General features: G+C 64.5%; 19 protein-coding genes. 7 read left to right on the top strand and 12 right to left on the bottom strand.

The features are described 5' to 3' along the window. The first annotated feature begins 131 nt into the window (after positions 1-131). Together greA and Q4G24_RS01070 are read left to right on the top strand one after the other, a co-directional pair. Entirely contained in the window at positions 132-602 is a 471-nt protein-coding gene (greA, locus tag Q4G24_RS01075) for a transcription elongation factor GreA (protein WP_303364645.1), read from the top strand. 3 nt (positions 603-605) lie between these two features. Further along, a complete protein-coding gene (locus tag Q4G24_RS01070) occupies positions 606-1,535 on the top strand; it encodes a hypothetical protein (RefSeq protein ID WP_303364644.1) in 930 nt (309 codons plus the stop codon). Positions 1,536-1,589: 54 nt separating this feature from the next. Here Q4G24_RS01070 and Q4G24_RS01065 read toward each other — a convergent pair whose 3' ends face one another. From Q4G24_RS01065 to Q4G24_RS01035, 7 genes are all read right to left on the bottom strand, one after another. After that, positions 1,590-2,030, bottom strand: a complete 441-nt coding sequence (locus Q4G24_RS01065; protein ID WP_303364643.1) for a molybdenum cofactor biosynthesis protein MoaE — start codon at positions 2,028-2,030, stop codon at positions 1,590-1,592. A gap of 3 nt (positions 2,031-2,033) precedes the next feature. Further along, positions 2,034-2,279 carry a molybdopterin converting factor subunit 1 gene (gene moaD / locus Q4G24_RS01060; protein ID WP_303364813.1) on the bottom strand — a complete coding sequence of 82 codons (246 nt, stop codon included), beginning with the start codon at positions 2,277-2,279 and terminating at the stop codon, positions 2,034-2,036. Continuing rightward, positions 2,275-2,904, bottom strand: coding sequence for a CDP-diacylglycerol--glycerol-3-phosphate 3-phosphatidyltransferase (pgsA, locus tag Q4G24_RS01055; protein WP_303364642.1), 630 nt, complete (start codon positions 2,902-2,904; stop codon positions 2,275-2,277). Before pgsA ends, moaD begins: the two co-directional genes overlap by 5 nt. Positions 2,905-2,946: 42 nt before the next feature. Continuing rightward, positions 2,947-4,104, bottom strand: a complete 1,158-nt coding sequence (locus Q4G24_RS01050) for a DUF429 domain-containing protein (protein ID WP_303364641.1) — start codon at positions 4,102-4,104, stop codon at positions 2,947-2,949. Between the two features lie 187 nt (positions 4,105-4,291). Next, a complete protein-coding gene (uvrC, locus tag Q4G24_RS01045) occupies positions 4,292-6,160 on the bottom strand; it encodes an excinuclease ABC subunit UvrC (RefSeq protein WP_303364640.1) in 1,869 nt (622 codons plus the stop codon). 302 nt (positions 6,161-6,462) lie between these two features. Next, the gene (locus Q4G24_RS01040; protein WP_303364639.1) at positions 6,463-7,230 is read right to left on the bottom strand and encodes an SDR family oxidoreductase; all 768 of its coding nucleotides are present in this window, start codon (positions 7,228-7,230) and stop codon (positions 6,463-6,465) included. Beyond that, the gene (locus Q4G24_RS01035) at positions 7,227-8,153 is read right to left on the bottom strand and encodes a calcium/sodium antiporter (RefSeq protein WP_303364638.1); all 927 of its coding nucleotides are present in this window, start codon (positions 8,151-8,153) and stop codon (positions 7,227-7,229) included. Before Q4G24_RS01035 ends, Q4G24_RS01040 begins: the two co-directional genes overlap by 4 nt. Positions 8,154-8,394: 241 nt before the next feature. Here Q4G24_RS01035 and fdhD point away from each other — a divergent pair, with 241 nt between their 5' ends. From fdhD to Q4G24_RS01020, 3 genes are all read left to right on the top strand, one after another. Then, complete coding sequence (gene fdhD, locus Q4G24_RS01030; RefSeq protein WP_303364637.1) at positions 8,395-9,183, top strand: formate dehydrogenase accessory sulfurtransferase FdhD; 789 nt, start codon at positions 8,395-8,397, stop codon at positions 9,181-9,183. 64 nt (positions 9,184-9,247) lie between these two features. Beyond that, positions 9,248-10,207, top strand: coding sequence for an acetyl-CoA carboxylase carboxyltransferase subunit alpha (locus Q4G24_RS01025; RefSeq protein ID WP_303364636.1), 960 nt, complete (start codon positions 9,248-9,250; stop codon positions 10,205-10,207). 98 nt (positions 10,208-10,305) lie between these two features. Further along, positions 10,306-10,644, top strand: coding sequence for an antibiotic biosynthesis monooxygenase (locus tag Q4G24_RS01020; RefSeq protein WP_303364635.1), 339 nt, complete (start codon positions 10,306-10,308; stop codon positions 10,642-10,644). A 290-nt stretch (positions 10,645-10,934) separates the two neighbouring features. Here the strand turns inward: Q4G24_RS01020 and Q4G24_RS01015 are convergent, their stop codons facing one another. From Q4G24_RS01015 to Q4G24_RS01005, 3 genes are read right to left on the bottom strand one after another with little or no spacing between them, the layout of a single operon-like run. Further along, the gene (locus Q4G24_RS01015) at positions 10,935-11,699 is read right to left on the bottom strand and encodes a 1-acyl-sn-glycerol-3-phosphate acyltransferase (protein WP_303364634.1); all 765 of its coding nucleotides are present in this window, start codon (positions 11,697-11,699) and stop codon (positions 10,935-10,937) included. 1 nt (position 11,700) lies between these two features. Then, complete coding sequence (locus Q4G24_RS01010; protein WP_303364812.1) at positions 11,701-12,615, bottom strand: ABC transporter permease; 915 nt, start codon at positions 12,613-12,615, stop codon at positions 11,701-11,703. A 17-nt stretch (positions 12,616-12,632) separates the two neighbouring features. Further along, a complete protein-coding gene (locus Q4G24_RS01005; protein ID WP_303364633.1) occupies positions 12,633-13,307 on the bottom strand; it encodes a cell division ATP-binding protein FtsE in 675 nt (224 codons plus the stop codon). Between the two features lie 130 nt (positions 13,308-13,437). On the opposite strand from Q4G24_RS01005, the gene Q4G24_RS01000 reads away from it, so the two are divergent. Next, positions 13,438-14,367 (top strand): zinc-ribbon domain-containing protein, encoded by a 930-nt coding sequence (locus tag Q4G24_RS01000; RefSeq protein ID WP_303364632.1) that lies wholly within the window; start codon positions 13,438-13,440, stop codon positions 14,365-14,367. A gap of 8 nt (positions 14,368-14,375) precedes the next feature. On the opposite strand, the gene Q4G24_RS00995 is transcribed toward Q4G24_RS01000, so the two are convergent. Together Q4G24_RS00995 and Q4G24_RS00990 are read right to left on the bottom strand one after the other, a co-directional pair. After that, a complete protein-coding gene (locus Q4G24_RS00995; protein ID WP_303364631.1) occupies positions 14,376-14,984 on the bottom strand; it encodes a 2-dehydro-3-deoxy-6-phosphogalactonate aldolase in 609 nt (202 codons plus the stop codon). After that, positions 14,981-15,529 (bottom strand): 2-dehydro-3-deoxygalactonokinase, encoded by a 549-nt coding sequence (locus Q4G24_RS00990; RefSeq protein WP_303364630.1) that lies wholly within the window; start codon positions 15,527-15,529, stop codon positions 14,981-14,983. Before Q4G24_RS00990 ends, Q4G24_RS00995 begins: the two co-directional genes overlap by 4 nt. On the opposite strand from Q4G24_RS00990, the gene Q4G24_RS00985 reads away from it, so the two are divergent. Beyond that, positions 15,509-16,444, top strand: coding sequence for a LysR family transcriptional regulator (locus tag Q4G24_RS00985; RefSeq protein WP_303364629.1), 936 nt, complete (start codon positions 15,509-15,511; stop codon positions 16,442-16,444). The two genes, Q4G24_RS00990 and Q4G24_RS00985, sit on opposite strands and share 21 nt — an antisense overlap. Positions 16,445-16,868 lie beyond the last annotated feature (424 nt).

Genomic DNA, 16,868 nt, shown 5'->3' with positions numbered 1-16,868 from the left:
TCCGGTCGCACAAGGTCTTGCAATCCACCCGGCCTTCGGGTCACGATGCTGCCGGTTTACGCGGGCGCCCTCGTCAGGAAATGACGGGGGCGTTCGGCCACGCATCAGACGCGCCCAAAGAGAGGCACCGAATGGAAAAGATACCGATGACGCGGGCGGGTTTCGACCGTCTGGACGCCGAATTGCGTCGCCTGAAGGCGGAGGACCGCCCCGCCGTGATCCGCGAGATCGCAGAGGCGCGCGAGCATGGCGACCTGTCGGAAAACGCCGAATATCACGCTGCCCGCGAAAAACAGAGCCATATCGAAGGCCGCATCAAAGAGCTGGAGGCGCTGATTTCCCGTGCCGAGGTGATCGACCCGACCAAGCTGTCGGGCAGCGTGAAGTTCGGTGCCACCGTCGATCTGGTCGATGAGGACACGGACGAAAAAAAGACCTTTCAGATCGTCGGTGAGGCCGAAGCCGATCTGGAGCGCGGCTTGCTGAACCTGCGCAGCCCGCTGGCACGGGCGCTGATCGGCAAGGATGAGGGCGACAGCGTAGAGGTCGTCACCCCCGGCGGCGGCAAGGCTTACGAGATCCTTGCCATCCGCTATATCTGACCGATGCGCTGGCCGGACGACCAGCGCGATGCCGCGACGCTGATCGGGGCAGCCGTCAGCGGCGTGTGGCTGCTGATGGTGCTGGCGTTCTGGCTGCTTGGCCCCGAAGGCGCGCCACAAAGCGGTCTGGCGCGGCTGGCCACGCTGATTGGTGTGGCGCTGCCGCTGGTGCTGATCTGGCTGGCCGTCGGGCTGGCCCGCGCCATCGCCACGCTGCGCGATGAGGCCGCCGAACTGCGGCTGCAACTGGCAACCCGCGGGCCTGGGGGTGCTACCCCGGCAGGCGCAGCGGTTGTTCCAGCCCGGCCTGCGATGCAGCCGGTGCCCGTTCAGCAACCCGCGCCCCGCTCTGCCCCTGCATCTACCGCTGCCGCTGCGCCCGCCCCGCGCCCGGCACCACCCGCAGATTCCCGGCAGGCCAGCATGAGCCTACAACCGCCGCAGCCGGAAACCTCGGTCAGCCCCCGGCAACTGGTGCTGGCGCTGAACTTTCCCGACGGCCCCGAGGATCGCGCCGCCATTGCCGCCCTGCGTCTGGCCCTGCGCGACCCCGACCACGCCCGGCTGCTGCGCGCCGCGCAGGATGTGGTCACGCTGCTGGCCGGGCGGGGCATCTTTATGGATGACCTTCCCACGGACACCAGCGAACCCGCACTCTGGCGGCGCTTCGCAGCGGGGGAACGCGGCGGCGACATCCTGTCGCTGGCCGCGATCGACGACGATCTGGCGCAGGATGAAATTGCCGCAATGCTGCGCAATGACGAGATTTTCCGCGACACGGCGCATCACTTCCTGCGCCATTTCGACCGGATGCTGACCCGTATCGCACCGGAACTGGACGATCCGGCGCTGGCCGCGCTGACCGGCACCCGCAGCGCCCGCGCCTTTATGCTGTTGGGCCGTCAGGTGGCCATTTTCGGACGGCAGGACTGACCGAAAGGGCGGATGCCTCCGGCGGGGATATTTGGGGACAAAAGATAGGCCGGTTTACCGCGACCAACGGGTCAGTTCGGTTTCGTCGCTGTCTTTGGCCTCGACCCACGCGCCGGCACCATCCGGGCCGATCTCGCGCTTCCAGAAAGGGGCGCGGGATTTCAGCCAGTCCATCAGATATTCCGCACCGTCAAAGGCCGCCTTGCGATGGCGGGCAGCCGTGGCAACCATCATAATGGGTTCACCCACCGCCAAACGGCCAACCCGATGCACGATCCGCCAATCCAACAGGGCAAAGCGTTCCGCCGCCGCCGCACCAAAGCGGGCAAGCTGGGTTTCGGTCATGCCGGGGTAATGTTCCAGCTCCAGCGCCTGCATCTGGCCGGTATCGTCGCGGACCACGCCGGTAAAGGTCACGACCGCCCCCGCGCCTGCACCAAAGCCGCGCAGCTCTGCGGCCAGATCAAAAGGTTCGCTCTGGACCCGCGCCGACATCGCCTAGCCGCCCGTCATTGGCGGGAAAAAGGCGACCTCACGGGCATCGGTCAGAGGCGCATCCAGCGCGACAAGCTCCTGATCCACCGCCACCCGGATCGCGCCCATATCGGCAAAAGCCGCAGCATAGCGATCGTCCCGACCGGCCAGTTCCGCGACCAGATCGGCAACCGTTGCAGCCTGTGTCTGGACCGTTTCAGAGGCCTGCCCGATGCGTTCACGCAGCCATGCGAAATACAGCACATCAATCTTCATGGTGATCCCGCAGGTAAGGCATGGATTTCTGGAAATAATCCCAGCCGGTGATTGCGGTCAGCAGCGCCGCAATCCAGATCAGCAACAGACCAAACCCCGTCGCAATATCGGACCAGCCGGTGCCCCAAGGCAGCCGCCCCTCGCCCAAAAGCGGCGGGCGGCCCTGCTCGACATAGGCCAGCCCGGTGCCAAGAAACAACACCGCGATGGCGACCATCTGCGCGGTGGTTTTCCACTTGGCCAGTTTCGTGACCTGAAGTTTGCCCGCGTCCGCCCCCAGATATTCGCGCAAGCCCGAGACGAACACTTCACGGAACAGGATCACGGTTACGGGCAGGATCAGCCACGGGTTCATCCCCGAATAGCCGGTAATGACCACAACGGCGATGACCACCATCGCCTTATCCGCAATCGGGTCCATCGCCGCACCGAAACGGCTGACCTGATTCCATGCCCGCGCAAGCTGGCCGTCGAACCAATCCGTCACCGCCGCCAGAATAAAGATCGTCAGCGCCGCGAAATCCGCCCAAGGGCGCGAGAAATACAGGAACATCACCGGCACCAAGGGCGCGGCAACCAGCCTGAATACGGTCAGGATATTGGGGATTGTCCATCTCATGCGCGACAGATTAACCACCTGCCGGGCAAAGGGAAAGCCCGCTTAATGATAACTGGCAATCTCGATCAGGTTGCCGTCGGGGTCATTGAAATAGATCGAGGTGATCGGCCCCTGCGCCCCGGTCTTGGCGACCGGACCTTCGACCACTGCGACGCCCCGCGCGGTCAGCCGGTCCAGCACCTGCGCAGGCGTCCAGTCGGTTATCAGGCAGACATCACCGCAGCCGATGGCGGCATGGTTGCGGGTCTCCTGCCCCAGTGTTTGCAGGTTGATTTTCTGGTCGCCCACCTGCAAGGCACGGCGGTTGCCAAAAGACACCACCGGCAGGTCCAGCACCCGCGCATAAAAGGCGCAGGCCGCGTCAATGTCGCGCACAGTCAGAACGATATGGTCAATAGATCGGATCATGGAATCTATGTCTGACATAACCGTCCCCGCCCCGACAAGAGGCACCCAGATCGCCGCATCCGCATCACCATAAGGTGCCGCCTCGCCCCGCAAGATCGAGACTCCGACGACGGCACAGATTGCAGCGTCCAGCATGTCCTCATAAGCCTTCAGCGCCTTGCCGCGCGCCGCCGGATCAGGGACGGGCAGCAGGTCAGCGGCACCGTGCAAATGCGACTGCAAGGCCGTGACGATCTGCGCCCAGACATTGCGCAATTGGGCATGACGCTCTGCCGCCGACAAGGCTGGCCAATATTTTTGCAGGTTCCCCTGCTTATAGGGCAGCCGGTAATCAACCCCCAGATATTCGATCAGCGCCGGGTGGGGATAAACCTCGGCCAGCCTGCCATCCTGCCCGGCGGTTTTCAGGTGATAGCCCCGCGCCGCGAAACCGCCGCGCAGATCGGTCGAAACCTGCCCCGGCTGCTGAGGCGTCGGGCTATGCGTGCCTGCACCGCGCCCGCCGTAAATCTGCGACAGGCTGTTATCGGCCACCCGCCGCGCGGTGATCGGTTGACGCGACAGCGGCATATCCACCGTCACCAGCGACACCGGTGCCCCGGCCAGCTCCGCTGCCCGGTCCAGAAGCTGCCCGGCAAGCGCCGGGCCTGCGCCGGGCGGCTGGTCCAGAAATGCGGCATAGGATGGGGCCACCGCAATCAGCCGCCAGCCCGAAGCGGTCTCGGTCGCCAAGGCCACGCCGCTGTCATGGTGGGCTGACCATGCCGCATCTATCCCCAAAATCACCCGCACCGCGAACCTCTTTACCTGCGGGCAACCACCCGGAACATCGCAGCATCAAAGCCCCGCCGGGCATGAAGCGCAACGCCCCGCGAACGGCACCGGACAGAACCGGCGGGGAATGGCCGATGATCGCAAGAAACCCACGCAAACAATTGCGACAAATGGGAATTATGGACCGCAGGAAAACCTGCGCCGCCTAACCCCGGGCGTTGAAATGATCGTAAATAACCTGCGCCATAGCGTCGCTGATGCCGTCCACGGCTTGCAGATCGGCAAGGCCCGCACGGCTGACGGCCTTGGCGCTGCCAAAATGCAGCAGCAGGGCGCGTTTACGGGTCGGGCCGATGCCGGCGATCTCATCCAGCGGGTTGGTCAGCGCGGCCTTGGTCCGCTTGGCGCGGTGGGTGCCGATGGCAAAGCGGTGGGCCTCGTCCCGCAAACGCTGGATGAAATACAGCACCGGGTCATTCATCCGCAGCGCAAAGGGACGCCCCCTGCCTTGACTGGCGGGACGGTGGAACTCCTCTTTTCCGTGGTCACGGTCCTCACCTTTGGCGACGCCAAGCATGGGGATGTCCTCAACCCCCATATCCTCCATGATTTCCGCCACGGCCGAGACCTGCCCCGCGCCGCCGTCGATCAGCAGCAGGTCGGGCCATGCCTCGGTCTGGCGATCGGGGTCTTCCTTGAGCAAGCGGGAAAAACGGCGGGTCAGCACCTCGCGCATCATGCCGAAATCATCGCCGGGGGTGATCTCGGTGCCTTTGATGTTGAACTTGCGATACTGGCTTTTCAGGAACCCCTCCGGCCCCGCCACGATCATGCCGCCAACGGCATTGGTCCCCTGAATATGGCTGTTGTCGTAAACCTCGATCCGGCGCGGCGGGCCATCCAGATCGAAGGCTTCGGCCAGCCCCTCCAGCAGCCGGGCCTGTGCGGCGCTTTCGGACATGCGGCGGGCCAGGCTTTCGCGGGCATTGCGCAGGGCGTTCTCGACCAGATCGGCCTTTTCCCCACGCTGCGGGACAGTGATATCCACCCGCCGCCCGGCACGTTCGGACAACAGCTCCACCATCAGGTCCATATCCTCGATCTCATGCGACAACAGGATCAGCCGGGGCGGAATCTTGCCGTCATAGAACTGCGCCAGAAACGCCTCCATCACCTCATCGGCGGATTCGGCACCGTTCAGTTTGGGATAAAAGTCGCGGTTGCCCCATGACTGGTTCGCGCGGATAAAGAACACCTGCACGCAGGCCAGCCCGTTTTCCATATGCAGCGCCACAATATCGGCCTCAGGCACGGCCTTGGGGTTGATCGCCTGCACCGACTGCACCGCCGTCAGCGCCTTGATCCGGTCGCGCAAGGCGGCAGCGCGTTCATATTCCATCGCCTCGGCGGCCTCGGCCATCTGCGCGGCAAGATCGGCCTGAATCGTTGTGGTCTTGCCTTGCAGGAACAGCTCGGCATCCGCGACCAGCGCACGATAATCGGGTTCCGAGATCTTGCCCACGCAAGGCCCGCTGCACCGCTTGATCTGATACAAAAGGCACGGCCGACTGCGGCTTTCGAACATCGAATCGGTGCAGTTCCGCAGCAGAAACACCCGCTGAAGCTGGTTCAGCGTGCGGTTCACCGCCCCCGCGCTGGCAAAGGGGCCGTAATAGTCGCCCTTTTCGGTCTTGGCGCCCCGGTGTTTCTTGATCTGCGCAAAGGGATGGCCCTTGGCAACCAGAATATTCGGGAAACTTTTGTCGTCACGCAGCAGCACGTTATAGCGCGGCTTCAACTGCTTGATAAGGTTCTGTTCCAGCAGCAGCGCCTCGGTCTCGGTGCGCGTGGTCAGGAACATCATCGAATGGGTTTCGCGGATCATCCGCGCGATCCGCGCCGTATGGCCATGCCCGCGGGCATAGTTCGACACCCGCGCCCGCAGATTGCGGGCCTTGCCGACATACAGCACCTCACCCATGGCCCCAAGCATACGATAGACGCCGGGCGAGCCGTCCAGCACCTTCAGATAATCGGCAATCAGCGCCTGTCCGGTTTTGGGTTTCTGGGTCATGTCCGCAAGATAGTGATTCCCCCGCCCCGCTGCCATGCCGGGCGGGTTGGTTCAAGGGTTTATATGCCCACAGAATCTGTGGATAAGTTTGTGGATGGGCTGTGGCAGCACATGGCTCGGCTGGCGATTCATGGGCTCCTTCGTGATCTGCCTGTTTTTTAGGCAGCTTTTCAAGTCATTGTTTTTGAATATTTTTTTAACTTCCCTGTCGCAACCCACTGATTTTCGTGCAAGAATCGTGACGCTTTTGTTACCCTACAGCGGGAAGTGGACAACTTGACGCGGGCAAGGCTGCGGCGAGGTCAGGATTCGCCCAATATGTCCGGGGTGCGCCAGCCAAGATGCTGACCTCCGTCCACGCAGATCAACTGCCCGGTGACGGCTTTGGCATCCAGCAAAAACCCAAGCGCGGCAGTCACGTCATCAGGGTTCGCGCCACGTTGCAAAATCGTCGCCGCCCGCTGGCGGTCGAAATGATCCTGCGTCTGCCGCGCCCCTTGCAGCGTCGGGCCGGGACCAATGGCGTTGACGCGGATCGCCGGGGCCAGTGCCTGTGCGCTGGTCCGGGTCAACGCCCAAAGCGCCTGCTTAGCCAGCGAGTAGGTCATAAACTCGGGCGTGGGTTTCAGCACCCGCTGATCGACCATATTCACGATCAGCCCGGCGGCCAGAGGCTCACCGTCGCTTGCGGGCTGTAAACCCTGCGCGGCCATCGCCTGCGTCAGCAGGAACGGCGCGCGCAGGTTTGACTGCATATGCCGGTGCCAGCTTTCCGCGCTGGCGCTGGTGATGCTGTCATATTCAAAGATCGAGGCGTTATTGACCAGCACCGTCACCCGACCCATGGCCTGCGCCCGGATAAACAACGCCTGCGTGGCATCATCGTCCAACAGGTCGGCCTGAAACGCCTGCGCCCGGACTCCCATGGCGCGGGCGTCAGCGGCGGTGGCCTCGGCCTCATCAGCGGAACGGTCGTAATGCACCGCCAGATCATAGCCGCGGCCCGCCAGATACAGCGCCATCGCCCGGCCCAGCCGCCGCGCCGCGCCCGTGACCAGCGCGACCGTCATTTCAGCAGCACCACGACATAGGCAGCATAAGCGGCCACCATCGCCACCCCCGCAGCACGGCCAATGGTCTGCCCCCGGAACAGGAACGGCCACAGGATCAGCGCCGCCGCCAGCATCACCCAGAAATCCAGCCGCAGCATCTGTTCCGGCACAGGCATCGGCTTGATCAGCGCGGTAATGCCCAGAATGCACAGAATGTTAAAGATATTCGACCCAACCACATTGCCCAGCGCCAGATCCGACCGCCCCCGCAGCGCCGCCATGACCGAGGCCGCAAGCTCTGGCAGCGAGGTTCCTACGGCCACCAACGTCAGCCCGATCACCGCCTCGCTGACGCCAAAGGCACGGGCGATGTCGGTCGCCCCCTGCACCAGCAGATGCGCTCCGATGGGCAGCGAAATCAGCCCGATGGCCAACCAGATCGCCACATTGCGCCACGGTGCCAGCCCGGTGCCTTCGGGCAAATCGGTGTCATCTGCGCCCGCCGTCGAAAGCTGCCGCCACAAGGTCATGCCCAGCCCGGCCAGCAGCACCAGTCCCGCCACCAGACCCAGCGGCCCGATCAGCGCCAGCGCAATCAGCAGGACCGAGGCCCCGACCATCATCCACCAGCTTTCCCGCAGGTCATGTCCACGGGTCACAATCGGCGCAATCAGCGCGGAAACGCCCAAAATCACCAGCACATTGGCAATGTTGGATCCCACGACGTTGCCCATTGCCAGATCGGTGGCCCCCTTCAGCGCGGCCGAGACCGAGACGATCATTTCCGGCGCAGAGGTGCCAAAAGCCACTACCGTCAGCCCGACGACCAGCGGCGTGATCCCCAGCCGCAGCGCCAGCGCCACCGCGCCACGGACCAGAAACTCGCCCCCAGCGACCAGCAGCACCAGCCCGGCGGCGATCAGCGCAAGATCAACGACCAAAGCGATCAAGCCCCAGCAGACGCGCCATGACACGGCGGAACTTTGGCCCGGCGACAATGGCCATGACCACCATCACGATCAGGAAAACAATGACGGCGCGAATACTCATACGGGGCTTTCAGCTTTTTGTTACCTGCCCCAGATAGGGACAGCGGCAGCGCGGCACAAGTGACCCCCTCTTATCAGCAGTCCCGACCGGCGCTATGCTGCCCGCCAGCAGAATGACGACAAGGCCCGGCAAATGGATATGACAGCCCGCAGATGGCGCAACGGTGGTTGGGTTGCGGATATGCCCCCGCCCCCGCCTGATGAATCCCCCGTGGCTATCGTTCTGGACGGGGTGGCGCAGGCCGTTCTGATGGCCACGCCGCAGGATTTACAGGATTTCGCCACCGGCTTTGCCGTGACCGAGCGGCTGATCGACGACCCCGCCGACATCACCGGGTTCGAGGCGGCGCAGGTCTCGGTTCAGGGCCGCCCCGCGTGGGAAGCGCGGCTGTGGCTGCGCCCCGGCCTTGCCGTGCGGGCGGCGGGGCGGCGGGCAGCGGCGGCCCCGGTCGGCTGTGGGCTGTGCGGCGTGGACAGTCTGGAGCAAGCCCTGCCCGATGTGGTGCCTGTCGCCAGCGACCTGACCCTGACGCCCGCCGAACTTCTGGCGGGCTTTGCCGCGCTGGAACAGGGCCAAGTGCTGCGGCTGAAAACCCCGGCGATTCATGGGGCCTGCCTGTGGCGTCCCGACGGCCCCGCCCTGCTGCGCGAAGACGTGGGCCGGCACAACGCACTGGATAAGCTGGCGGGTGCCGCTCTGCGTGACGGCACGGACCCGACCCGCGCGGTGGTGGTTATCAGCAGCCGTCTGTCGGTCGATCTGGTGCAGAAATGCGCCCGCATTGGCGTGCCGGTGCTGGCGGGGGCGGGTGCGCCCACGCGCATGGGGCTGGAATGGGCAAAAGCCGCCGGAATCACGCTGATCGGGCGGCTGCGGGCCGATGGGTTCGATCTTTACGCACACCCTGAACGGTTGACCTGACGCGGCGTTGCATTTCGGCCCCGGCACGCGCATATAGGCGGCAACATCCGGTAAAGGGGTTCCGATGACCTATCTCGACTTTGAAAAGCCGCTGGCCGATCTGGAAGGCAAGGCCGAGGAGCTTCGCGCCATGGCCCGTCAGGGCGAAGGCGTTGATCTGGAAAAAGAGGCCGCCGCGCTGGACAAAAAGGCGGCCGAAATGCTGACCGAACTGTATTCCAGCCTGACCCCATGGCGGAAAACTCAGGTCGCCCGCCACCCGGATCGCCCGCATTGCGGGGCCTATATCAATGCGCTGTTCACCGAATACACCCCCCTTGCCGGGGATCGCGCCTTTGGCGACGATCACGCGGTCATGGGTGGGCTGGCGCGGTTCAACGACGCGCCGGTGGTGGTGATCGGCCATGAAAAGGGCCATGACACCAAATCCCGCATCCACCACAATTTCGGCATGGCCCGCCCCGAGGGTTATCGCAAGGCCATCCGCCTGATGGATATGGCGCATCGGTTCGGCCTGCCGGTGGTGACGCTGATCGACACGCCGGGCGCCTATCCCGGCAAAGGTGCCGAGGAACGCGGCCAGTCCGAGGCCATCGCCCGCTCGACGCAGAAATGCCTTGAAATCGGCGTGCCGCTGGTCTCGGTGATTATCGGTGAGGGCGGCTCGGGCGGGGCGGTGGCCTTTGCGACCGCCAACCGTGTGGCGATGCTGGAACATTCGGTCTATTCGGTGATCTCACCCGAGGGCTGCGCCAGCATCTTGTGGAAAGACGCCGAGAAAATGCGCGAGGCCGCAACCGCACTGCGCCTGACCGCGCAAGACCTGAAGAAACTGGGCGTTATCGACCGCATCATCACCGAACCCAAGGGCGGCGCACAACGCGGCCCGGATCAGGCCATCGCCGCCGTGGGTCAGGAAATCGCCGCCATGCTGGACGAGATGAAGGGCATGAAGCCCGCCGCACTTATCAAGGACCGGCGGCAAAAGTTTCTGGACATGGGCAGCAAAGGGCTGGCGGCGTAAAAGCTGCCGGGCCATTGTTCCGGAACGCCCCTGCGCCACACGACACGATCTGAACGGCTGCACCAGCGCCCGATAACCCTGCACAAAGGTGCCTGCCGATGGCCTCAGACCGTTTCGCCACCCTGCCAGAAGCACCCTATTTCGTCGTGACCTTTGCGTCACAACGGCGTGAAGGCGATCAGGGCTATGCTGAAATGGCCGACCGCATGGCGGAACTGGCGGCACAGCAGCCGGGCTATCTTGGAGCAGAATCGGCACGGGACGCCGAAGGCTTCGGGATCACCAATTCCTTTTGGGCGGACGAGGCCAGCATCCAGGCATGGAAACGTGACGTGGACCATCTGGCAGCACAGCAGCTTGGCCGTCAGAAATGGTATGCCAGCTATCGCATCCGCATCGCCCGCGTCACCCGCGCCTATGGTTTTGACGGGGCGTAACCGCCACAAGGTTTCAGCCGCGCGGGGACTTACCCGATCACCGTTCCACACTGTCCCCACGCCCATGCCCTGCGGCAAACATCTGCACAGCGGTCAGGGGTGACTTCCCCCGTTCCTCAGCACAGGGGGAACGGATCGACACGACACATAGGCGCGTTGGAAACCGCCCAAGGTTACGCCATAAAAATCATGCGCGGCACATCACCATTTTAGGCAAAACTGGCGCAGGAACATGCCGCCGGTCCGGGCTGGCGATCAATCTTCACCCGTCCAGTTCGTCAACCAGCGCATCACAGCCCCGCCCGCGCCATCAGCGCGTCGGATGCGCCTTCGATCACGTGCGGCAGGCGCTCCATCAGCTCAGTTTCGGGCAGGCCGGCGGGGATGGGGTCCAGAAACTCGATCACCGCGATGCCGGGGCGGATACGGATGCCCTCTTTCGGCCAGAACATCCCGGCATTGGTCGCAACCGGCTGACAGGGCAGCCCGGTTTCGCTGTAAAGCATCCCCGCGCCACCCTTATAGGGGCGCTTTTCACCGGGGCGGGTGCGGGTGCCTTCGGGATAGATGATAAGCTGGCCCAGCCCCTGCGGCATAGCCTGCCGAACCGCCTCGACAATCGCGGAGCGGGCCGAAGCCCCGCGTGTGCGGTCGATCGGCACCGAGCCGACTTTCCTGGCGAACCAGCCCATGATCGGCACACGCATGATCTGCTTTTTCATCACGAAGGCCCGCTGTGGGCAGGCCTGGGCGATGGCCAGAATGTCAAGGAAACTCTGATGCTTGGCTGCAACGATCACGTCGCCCGAAGGCGGCGTACCACGGATTTCATAGCGCACACCGAAATGCCACCGCGCGGCCCGCAGCATATAGGCGATCCAGCCCGTCGCCACAGCCTGCGCCCCTGCACGGCCCCAGATCAGCGCCCGCGGCAAACCGATGCTGCCATGCACCAGCGTCGCCAGCGCGACATGAACGTAATAGCTGATCGCCTTGATCCAGACCCAGATCAGCGGGCCGGCCGGCCCCGGAACATAAGGATCACGTTCAGCCATATCAGCGCACCTCTTGCAGCAACCGCAGGGCAGCATAGCGGGTGGCGAAAAAACCGACCAGCGCCGCAATCAGCGGGATAAGCACCGGCACCAGCCAGCCCCAGCCCTGAAAGCCCAGCCCGGTCAGGAACCCGCCCGCCTGATCCATGCGTGGCAGCGCTGCAATCGCCAGCACCCCCAGCACGGTCCCCGCCGCCGCGCCAAGCGCAGCGCGGCGGGTAAAGCGGCGCACAAAAGCCGTGGCGATGGTCGAATCCCGCGCTCCGATCAGGCGCAGCACCCGGATCACCTGCCCGTTCGCCGCCAGCGAGGATTGCGCCGCCAGCGTAATCATGCCCGCTGCCGCGCCGGTAATCAGCAGCAGCGACAGCCAGCCCATGATCCGCAGCCGCGACGCCGCCGAGATCAGCGGTTTGCGCCAGCGGGTATGATCATCCAGCACCGCGCCCGGTGCTTCGGTCGAAAGCCGCAGCCGCAACCCGTCGGCGTCGAAGCCCTGCCCGGTTTCGGTGACTTCGATCAGGCGCGGGATCGGCAGCGCGTCAATCGGCACATCCGGGCCGAACCACGGTTTCAGCAAGTCCTGCATCTCGGCATCGGACAGCAGCTTGACGGCGGCAATGCCGGGCGTGGTGCGCAAGACCTCCATCGCGGTGGTGGTCTGGCTGTCCAACTGATCGGCGGGGGCCGAAATCCGCACCGTCACCGTATTGGCCAGCGCATCCGACCAGCGCGCCGCCAGCCGCCCCGACGCCAGCGACAGCGCCAGCGCAAACACCGCCAGAAAGGCCATCGCCCCGGCGGTCAGCATGGTCAGGCTGGCGGTGTGACCCGTGGGCGGCACGATCCGGTCCGCCATCGCGGCATCACGCCGGAACAGGCTGCGCCACAGCCCCGCCACATCCAGCCCGCGCATATCCCTGAACCGCCCGATCATAGATCCGCCCCCGCCAGCCGCACGCGCTTGTCCGCGATCCGCAGCACCCGCGCCTGCACCTGTTGCTTGGTCGCACGGATCAGGTTCAGGTCATGGGTGGCAACCAGCACCGTCTTGCCACTGCGGTTCAGCTCGACCAGCAATTGCACCAGACGCATGGACATTTCCCAATCCAGATTCCCCGTCGGTTCGTCGCACAGGATCACATCCGGCGACAGGATCACCGCGCGGGCCAGTGCCGCCCGCTGGCGCTCGCCACCCGACAGGGATGGCGGCATGGCACGGGCATGGGCGGTCAGCCCGACCCACGCCAGCAGGTCGCGCAGTGATTCGAGGTCCAGCGGCTGCCCCGTCACCGTCAGCGGCAAAGCGATGTTTTCCGCCACCGGCAGGTGGTCCAGAAACTGCGTATCCTGATGCAACACCCCCACCCGGCGACGCAGGTCGGCAATGCCGTCGCGCGACAGGGTGGTGACATCCTGCCCGAACAGGCTGACGCTGCCAATCGTCGGCAGCAGGTCAACATAGCACATGCGCAGAAAGGTGGTTTTCCCCGCACCAGACGGCCCGGTCAGAAAGTGGAACGAGCCGCGCGCCAGTTCCAGCGTCATATCCGACAGCAATTCTCCGCCGCCACGATAACCGAAAGCGGCCCCCTGCATCTCGATCACGCACAACTCCTTTTTCTGCCGCACTTGGAAGCGGGCCGGGCCGTTGATAGAACAAGCCAAAGGCGAAGACCAGAAAGCAAAAAGCGGAACCCGCAGGAAACGGCGGGAACACGGAAAGGACAGGCACAGGATGCGGCTGATCTGCCCACGCTGCGGTGCGCAATATGAAATCGACGCGGCGCTGCTGCCCGCTGCCGGGCGCGATGTCGAATGTTCCAGTTGCAACCACGTCTGGCACCAACCGGGCCAGCCGCTGATTGCGCCGGTCAAGGCACTGCCCAAACCGCTGCCAGAGGCAAGCGCAACCCCGCTGAGCCGCCCTCTCAGCGCCGCCGTCCTGAACATCCTGCGCGAGGAGGCCGAGCGCGAACAGGCTGCCCGCGCCGCCGAGGCACAGGCTGATCTCGCCGCTCGGACAACCGAACCGGAAGCCACGCAGGAACAGGAACAGGAACAGGCGCAGGAAACCGCAGCCATCGCCCTGCCGCAAGTCTATGTCGATGAGGATGCCGAGGACGCCAACCCCGACGACAGCGACGACTGGCCCGCAACCACCATTATCACTGCCCCCGACGTCTCCGCCCCCGGCTCCTCCGCGACCGAAGCCGCGACCGAGGCCACCACGCCACAGTCAGCCCCGGCCGAAACCCCGCGCCCGGCCCCCTCGCAACCAAGCGTCACACAGACCAGCATCACATCGCAGCCCGCTGCGACCGACACCACGCCGGAACCGACCCCCATCCACCGCCCGATTCATCGGGTGCGACCCAACACCCTGCCCGACGCCGATCAGCTTGCCGCAACGCTGGTTCCCCCGGCCGCCGCAATCCTTGCCGGCCCAACCGCCGCCGCTTCCCCCCAAGCCGCCCCACAAGCCCAGACGACAACGCCAGCCGCCAGCCGCTATGCCGCCGGTTTCACCACCGCACTGGCCCTGCTGGCACTGCTGCTGGCGCTGTATCTGATGGGCGGAACACAGCCGCACGACAGCCCGCTGGGCCAGTTCCGCGACACGCTGGACCAGGCCCGCGCCGCACTGGCGGGGCTGTTTAGGGGGTGATCACCGGTTCACCCCGCCGCGCCTCGATCCCACAGTGCCACTATCTCGGCCGCACGGGTTGCGACCGTGGCCGCATCATCACTAGGCCGATACAGGGCTGAACCAACGCCGATGCCCGCCGCCCCCGCTGCGCGCCATTCGGGCAGGGTCTGTGCATCCACCCCGCCTACCGCATAACAACCCGTGCCCGGCGGCAGAACCGCCCGCATGGCGCGCAGCCCGGTTGGCCCGATCAACTCGCCGGGGAACAATTTCAGTGCCGTAGCCCGGGCGTCCAGTGCGGCGAAAGCCTCGGTCGGGGTCATGATGCCGGGATAGCTGGACAGCCCCGCCGTCCGCGTCGCCCGGATCACATCGGGGGCGCAGTTCGGCGACACGATCAGCCGCCCGCCTAGATCAGCAACTTGCGCCACCTGATCCACGCGCAGCACCGTTCCCGCTCCGATCTGCGCCCGATCCCCACAGGCCACAATCATCTGCGCGATACTGTCCAGCGCATCGGGAGAGTTCAGCGGCACCTCAATCAGCGTGATGCCTGCGCCGATCAGGGCGCGGGCAGTAGCGACGGCCTCGGGCGGGGTAATGCCGCGCAGGATGGCGATAATGGGACGGGTCATGCGGTTTCCTCATACTTGCGCCATGCAGCCAAAAGGCCGGCGCGGGTCAACTCAGCGGAATCGATGCTTTCGGAGACTGCGCCTTGCCCCGCCAGCGCAGCAGCATAAAGCGCGGTCAAGTATGGGCTGCCGATCAACGCAATCGGCAGCCCCAGCCAATATGGCCGCGCCGCGCCCAAATCCAGCCCGATCAGCGTACCCGACAGCCATGCCAGCGCCCCTCCCGGATCACTCTGTCCAACCAGCCCTGCCGTACGCAAGCGAAACAGCCGCGCCCAGACCCGATGCGGCTGGCTGAGCGCTTCTGCCACCGCCGCATCAAAACCAGCCCCTATCTGCACCGACCCCGCCGCCAGAGAATGCCGCAGCACCGATTGCGTGGACAACAGAGCAAAAACTTCGCCTGTCATCACGGTCTGGAAATGACAGATTTCCCCGGCAGAAATGCGCACCCATTTCGTGTGCGTGCCGGGCAGGCATAACACACCGTCAAAATCGGGCCGCGCCGCCAGAAAACCGGCGATTTGCGTTTCCTCGCCGCGCATCAAGGTCAGGTCAGCGCCAGAAAACTGCAACTGGCCGCTGAAAACTGCGCCATAACCCAGCCCGCCGCATCGCGAATGCTGGCCGAAATCGAAAAAGCGATGGGGATGCCGCTGTTTCTGCGCCAGCCCAAAGGGCTGGAGCCGACCGAGGCCGGCCGCCTTGTCCTGCGTCGCAGCGCGGTCATCCTGTATGAGCTGGACCGCCTGCGCAGCTATGTTGCGGCGCTGCATGGCGGTTTTGCAGGTATGGTGCGGATCGGTGCCGTCACCGGCCCGGCGATCAGCTTTCTGGTCAGCGCCCTGCGCGAAATCAAGGCGGAATCCCCGGCTGCCGATATTGATGCTCAGGTTCTGCCAACCCGCGACCTGCTGGAGCAGTTGCGGGCCGGACAGATCGACCTGGCCATTGGGCGTATTTTGCCCGAATACGACACACGCGATTTCGCCATTACCCCAATGCAAGGCGAGCGCGTCGGCTTGCTGATCCGCGCCGGGCATCCGTTGACCCGCGCCGAACGCGTCACCCTGACCGAAATTCTGGACGGCGAATGGATCATGCAGCCGCGCGGCGCTCCCATCCGCGAGGCGACCCTGCAATCCTTTGCTGCCCTTGGCCTGCCCGAGCCGCGCAACGTCATCCATTCCGCATCTTTGCTGTTCACCATCGCCTATCTGGCACAATCCGACGCCATCGCGCCAGTCCCGACCGAGGTCACGGACCTGCTGACCGGACCTCCGATCAACGCAGGTCTGTCAACGCTGAATATCCACGGTATCCCCCCGGTTCCGCCCTATTACCTGCTGCATATGCGTCGCCAACCCCTGTCGCCACTGGCCGAGCGCCTGCACACCGCAATCCTGCGCCACCGCCAGCAGGCCAGAGATGCGCTTGCCTCACCGGGCGCAGGGGGCTGAAGATCATTTTGGCTGCATCCGAACAGTCCGAGATACTGCACCTGTCACATCACCATCGAACAGGCTAGTCGCCAGCCGCCTTTGCCAGCACCTAGCGCGAGGCGCATGAAATCGCGGATGCCTGCACTTTTCTCTTTTCGCTACGCTCGGGACATACGATCGGACAATGGATGCTTCCCAATGGTAGCTACGCCTATCTGAGCCGGTGCATCATACCTAGCCGAATGCCTAAGACAAAATCAGCCACACCTCCACACGATCAGACCGGCATTACCGCCACCAACCTTTAGACATGGCTAACGACTGCTACGCAGATTTGCGATTATGGTGTCCAGCACATCCAGCGTATTGGAGAGTTGTTCAGGTTTAATCCCCGAAGAGATCAGCCGCTCATGCTCACGCGCATGGGCGATCAGCTCGGCCA

It is taken from the genome of Paracoccus sp. (in: a-proteobacteria), assembly GCF_030538695.1.
Taxonomy (GTDB): domain Bacteria; phylum Pseudomonadota; class Alphaproteobacteria; order Rhodobacterales; family Rhodobacteraceae; genus Paracoccus.
This window is presented reverse-complemented; position numbering and strand designations above follow the sequence as displayed.

What these genes read in the sequence shown, in the direction of transcription:
- greA (WP_303364645.1), top strand. Translation starts at nt 132, where the DNA reads ATGGAAAAGATACCGATGACGCGGGCGGGTTTCGACCGTCTGGACGCC.
- Q4G24_RS01070 (WP_303364644.1), top strand. Translation starts at nt 606, where the DNA reads ATGCGCTGGCCGGACGACCAGCGCGATGCCGCGACGCTGATCGGGGCA.
- Q4G24_RS01065 (WP_303364643.1), bottom strand. Translation starts at nt 2,030, where the DNA reads ATGTCGGCGCGGGTCCAGAGCGAACCTTTTGATCTGGCCGCAGAGCTG.
- pgsA (WP_303364642.1), bottom strand. Translation starts at nt 2,904, where the DNA reads ATGAGATGGACAATCCCCAATATCCTGACCGTATTCAGGCTGGTTGCC.
- uvrC (WP_303364640.1), bottom strand. Translation starts at nt 6,160, where the DNA reads ATGACCCAGAAACCCAAAACCGGACAGGCGCTGATTGCCGATTATCTG.
- Q4G24_RS01040 (WP_303364639.1), bottom strand. Translation starts at nt 7,230, where the DNA reads ATGACGGTCGCGCTGGTCACGGGCGCGGCGCGGCGGCTGGGCCGGGCG.
- fdhD (WP_303364637.1), top strand. Translation starts at nt 8,395, where the DNA reads ATGGATATGACAGCCCGCAGATGGCGCAACGGTGGTTGGGTTGCGGAT.
- Q4G24_RS01025 (WP_303364636.1), top strand. Translation starts at nt 9,248, where the DNA reads ATGACCTATCTCGACTTTGAAAAGCCGCTGGCCGATCTGGAAGGCAAG.
- Q4G24_RS01020 (WP_303364635.1), top strand. Translation starts at nt 10,306, where the DNA reads ATGGCCTCAGACCGTTTCGCCACCCTGCCAGAAGCACCCTATTTCGTC.
- Q4G24_RS01015 (WP_303364634.1), bottom strand. Translation starts at nt 11,699, where the DNA reads ATGGCTGAACGTGATCCTTATGTTCCGGGGCCGGCCGGCCCGCTGATC.
- Q4G24_RS01010 (WP_303364812.1), bottom strand. Translation starts at nt 12,615, where the DNA reads ATGCGCGGGCTGGATGTGGCGGGGCTGTGGCGCAGCCTGTTCCGGCGT.
- Q4G24_RS01000 (WP_303364632.1), top strand. Translation starts at nt 13,438, where the DNA reads ATGCGGCTGATCTGCCCACGCTGCGGTGCGCAATATGAAATCGACGCG.
- Q4G24_RS00995 (WP_303364631.1), bottom strand. Translation starts at nt 14,984, where the DNA reads ATGACCCGTCCCATTATCGCCATCCTGCGCGGCATTACCCCGCCCGAG.
- Q4G24_RS00990 (WP_303364630.1), bottom strand. Translation starts at nt 15,529, where the DNA reads ATGCGCGGCGAGGAAACGCAAATCGCCGGTTTTCTGGCGGCGCGGCCC.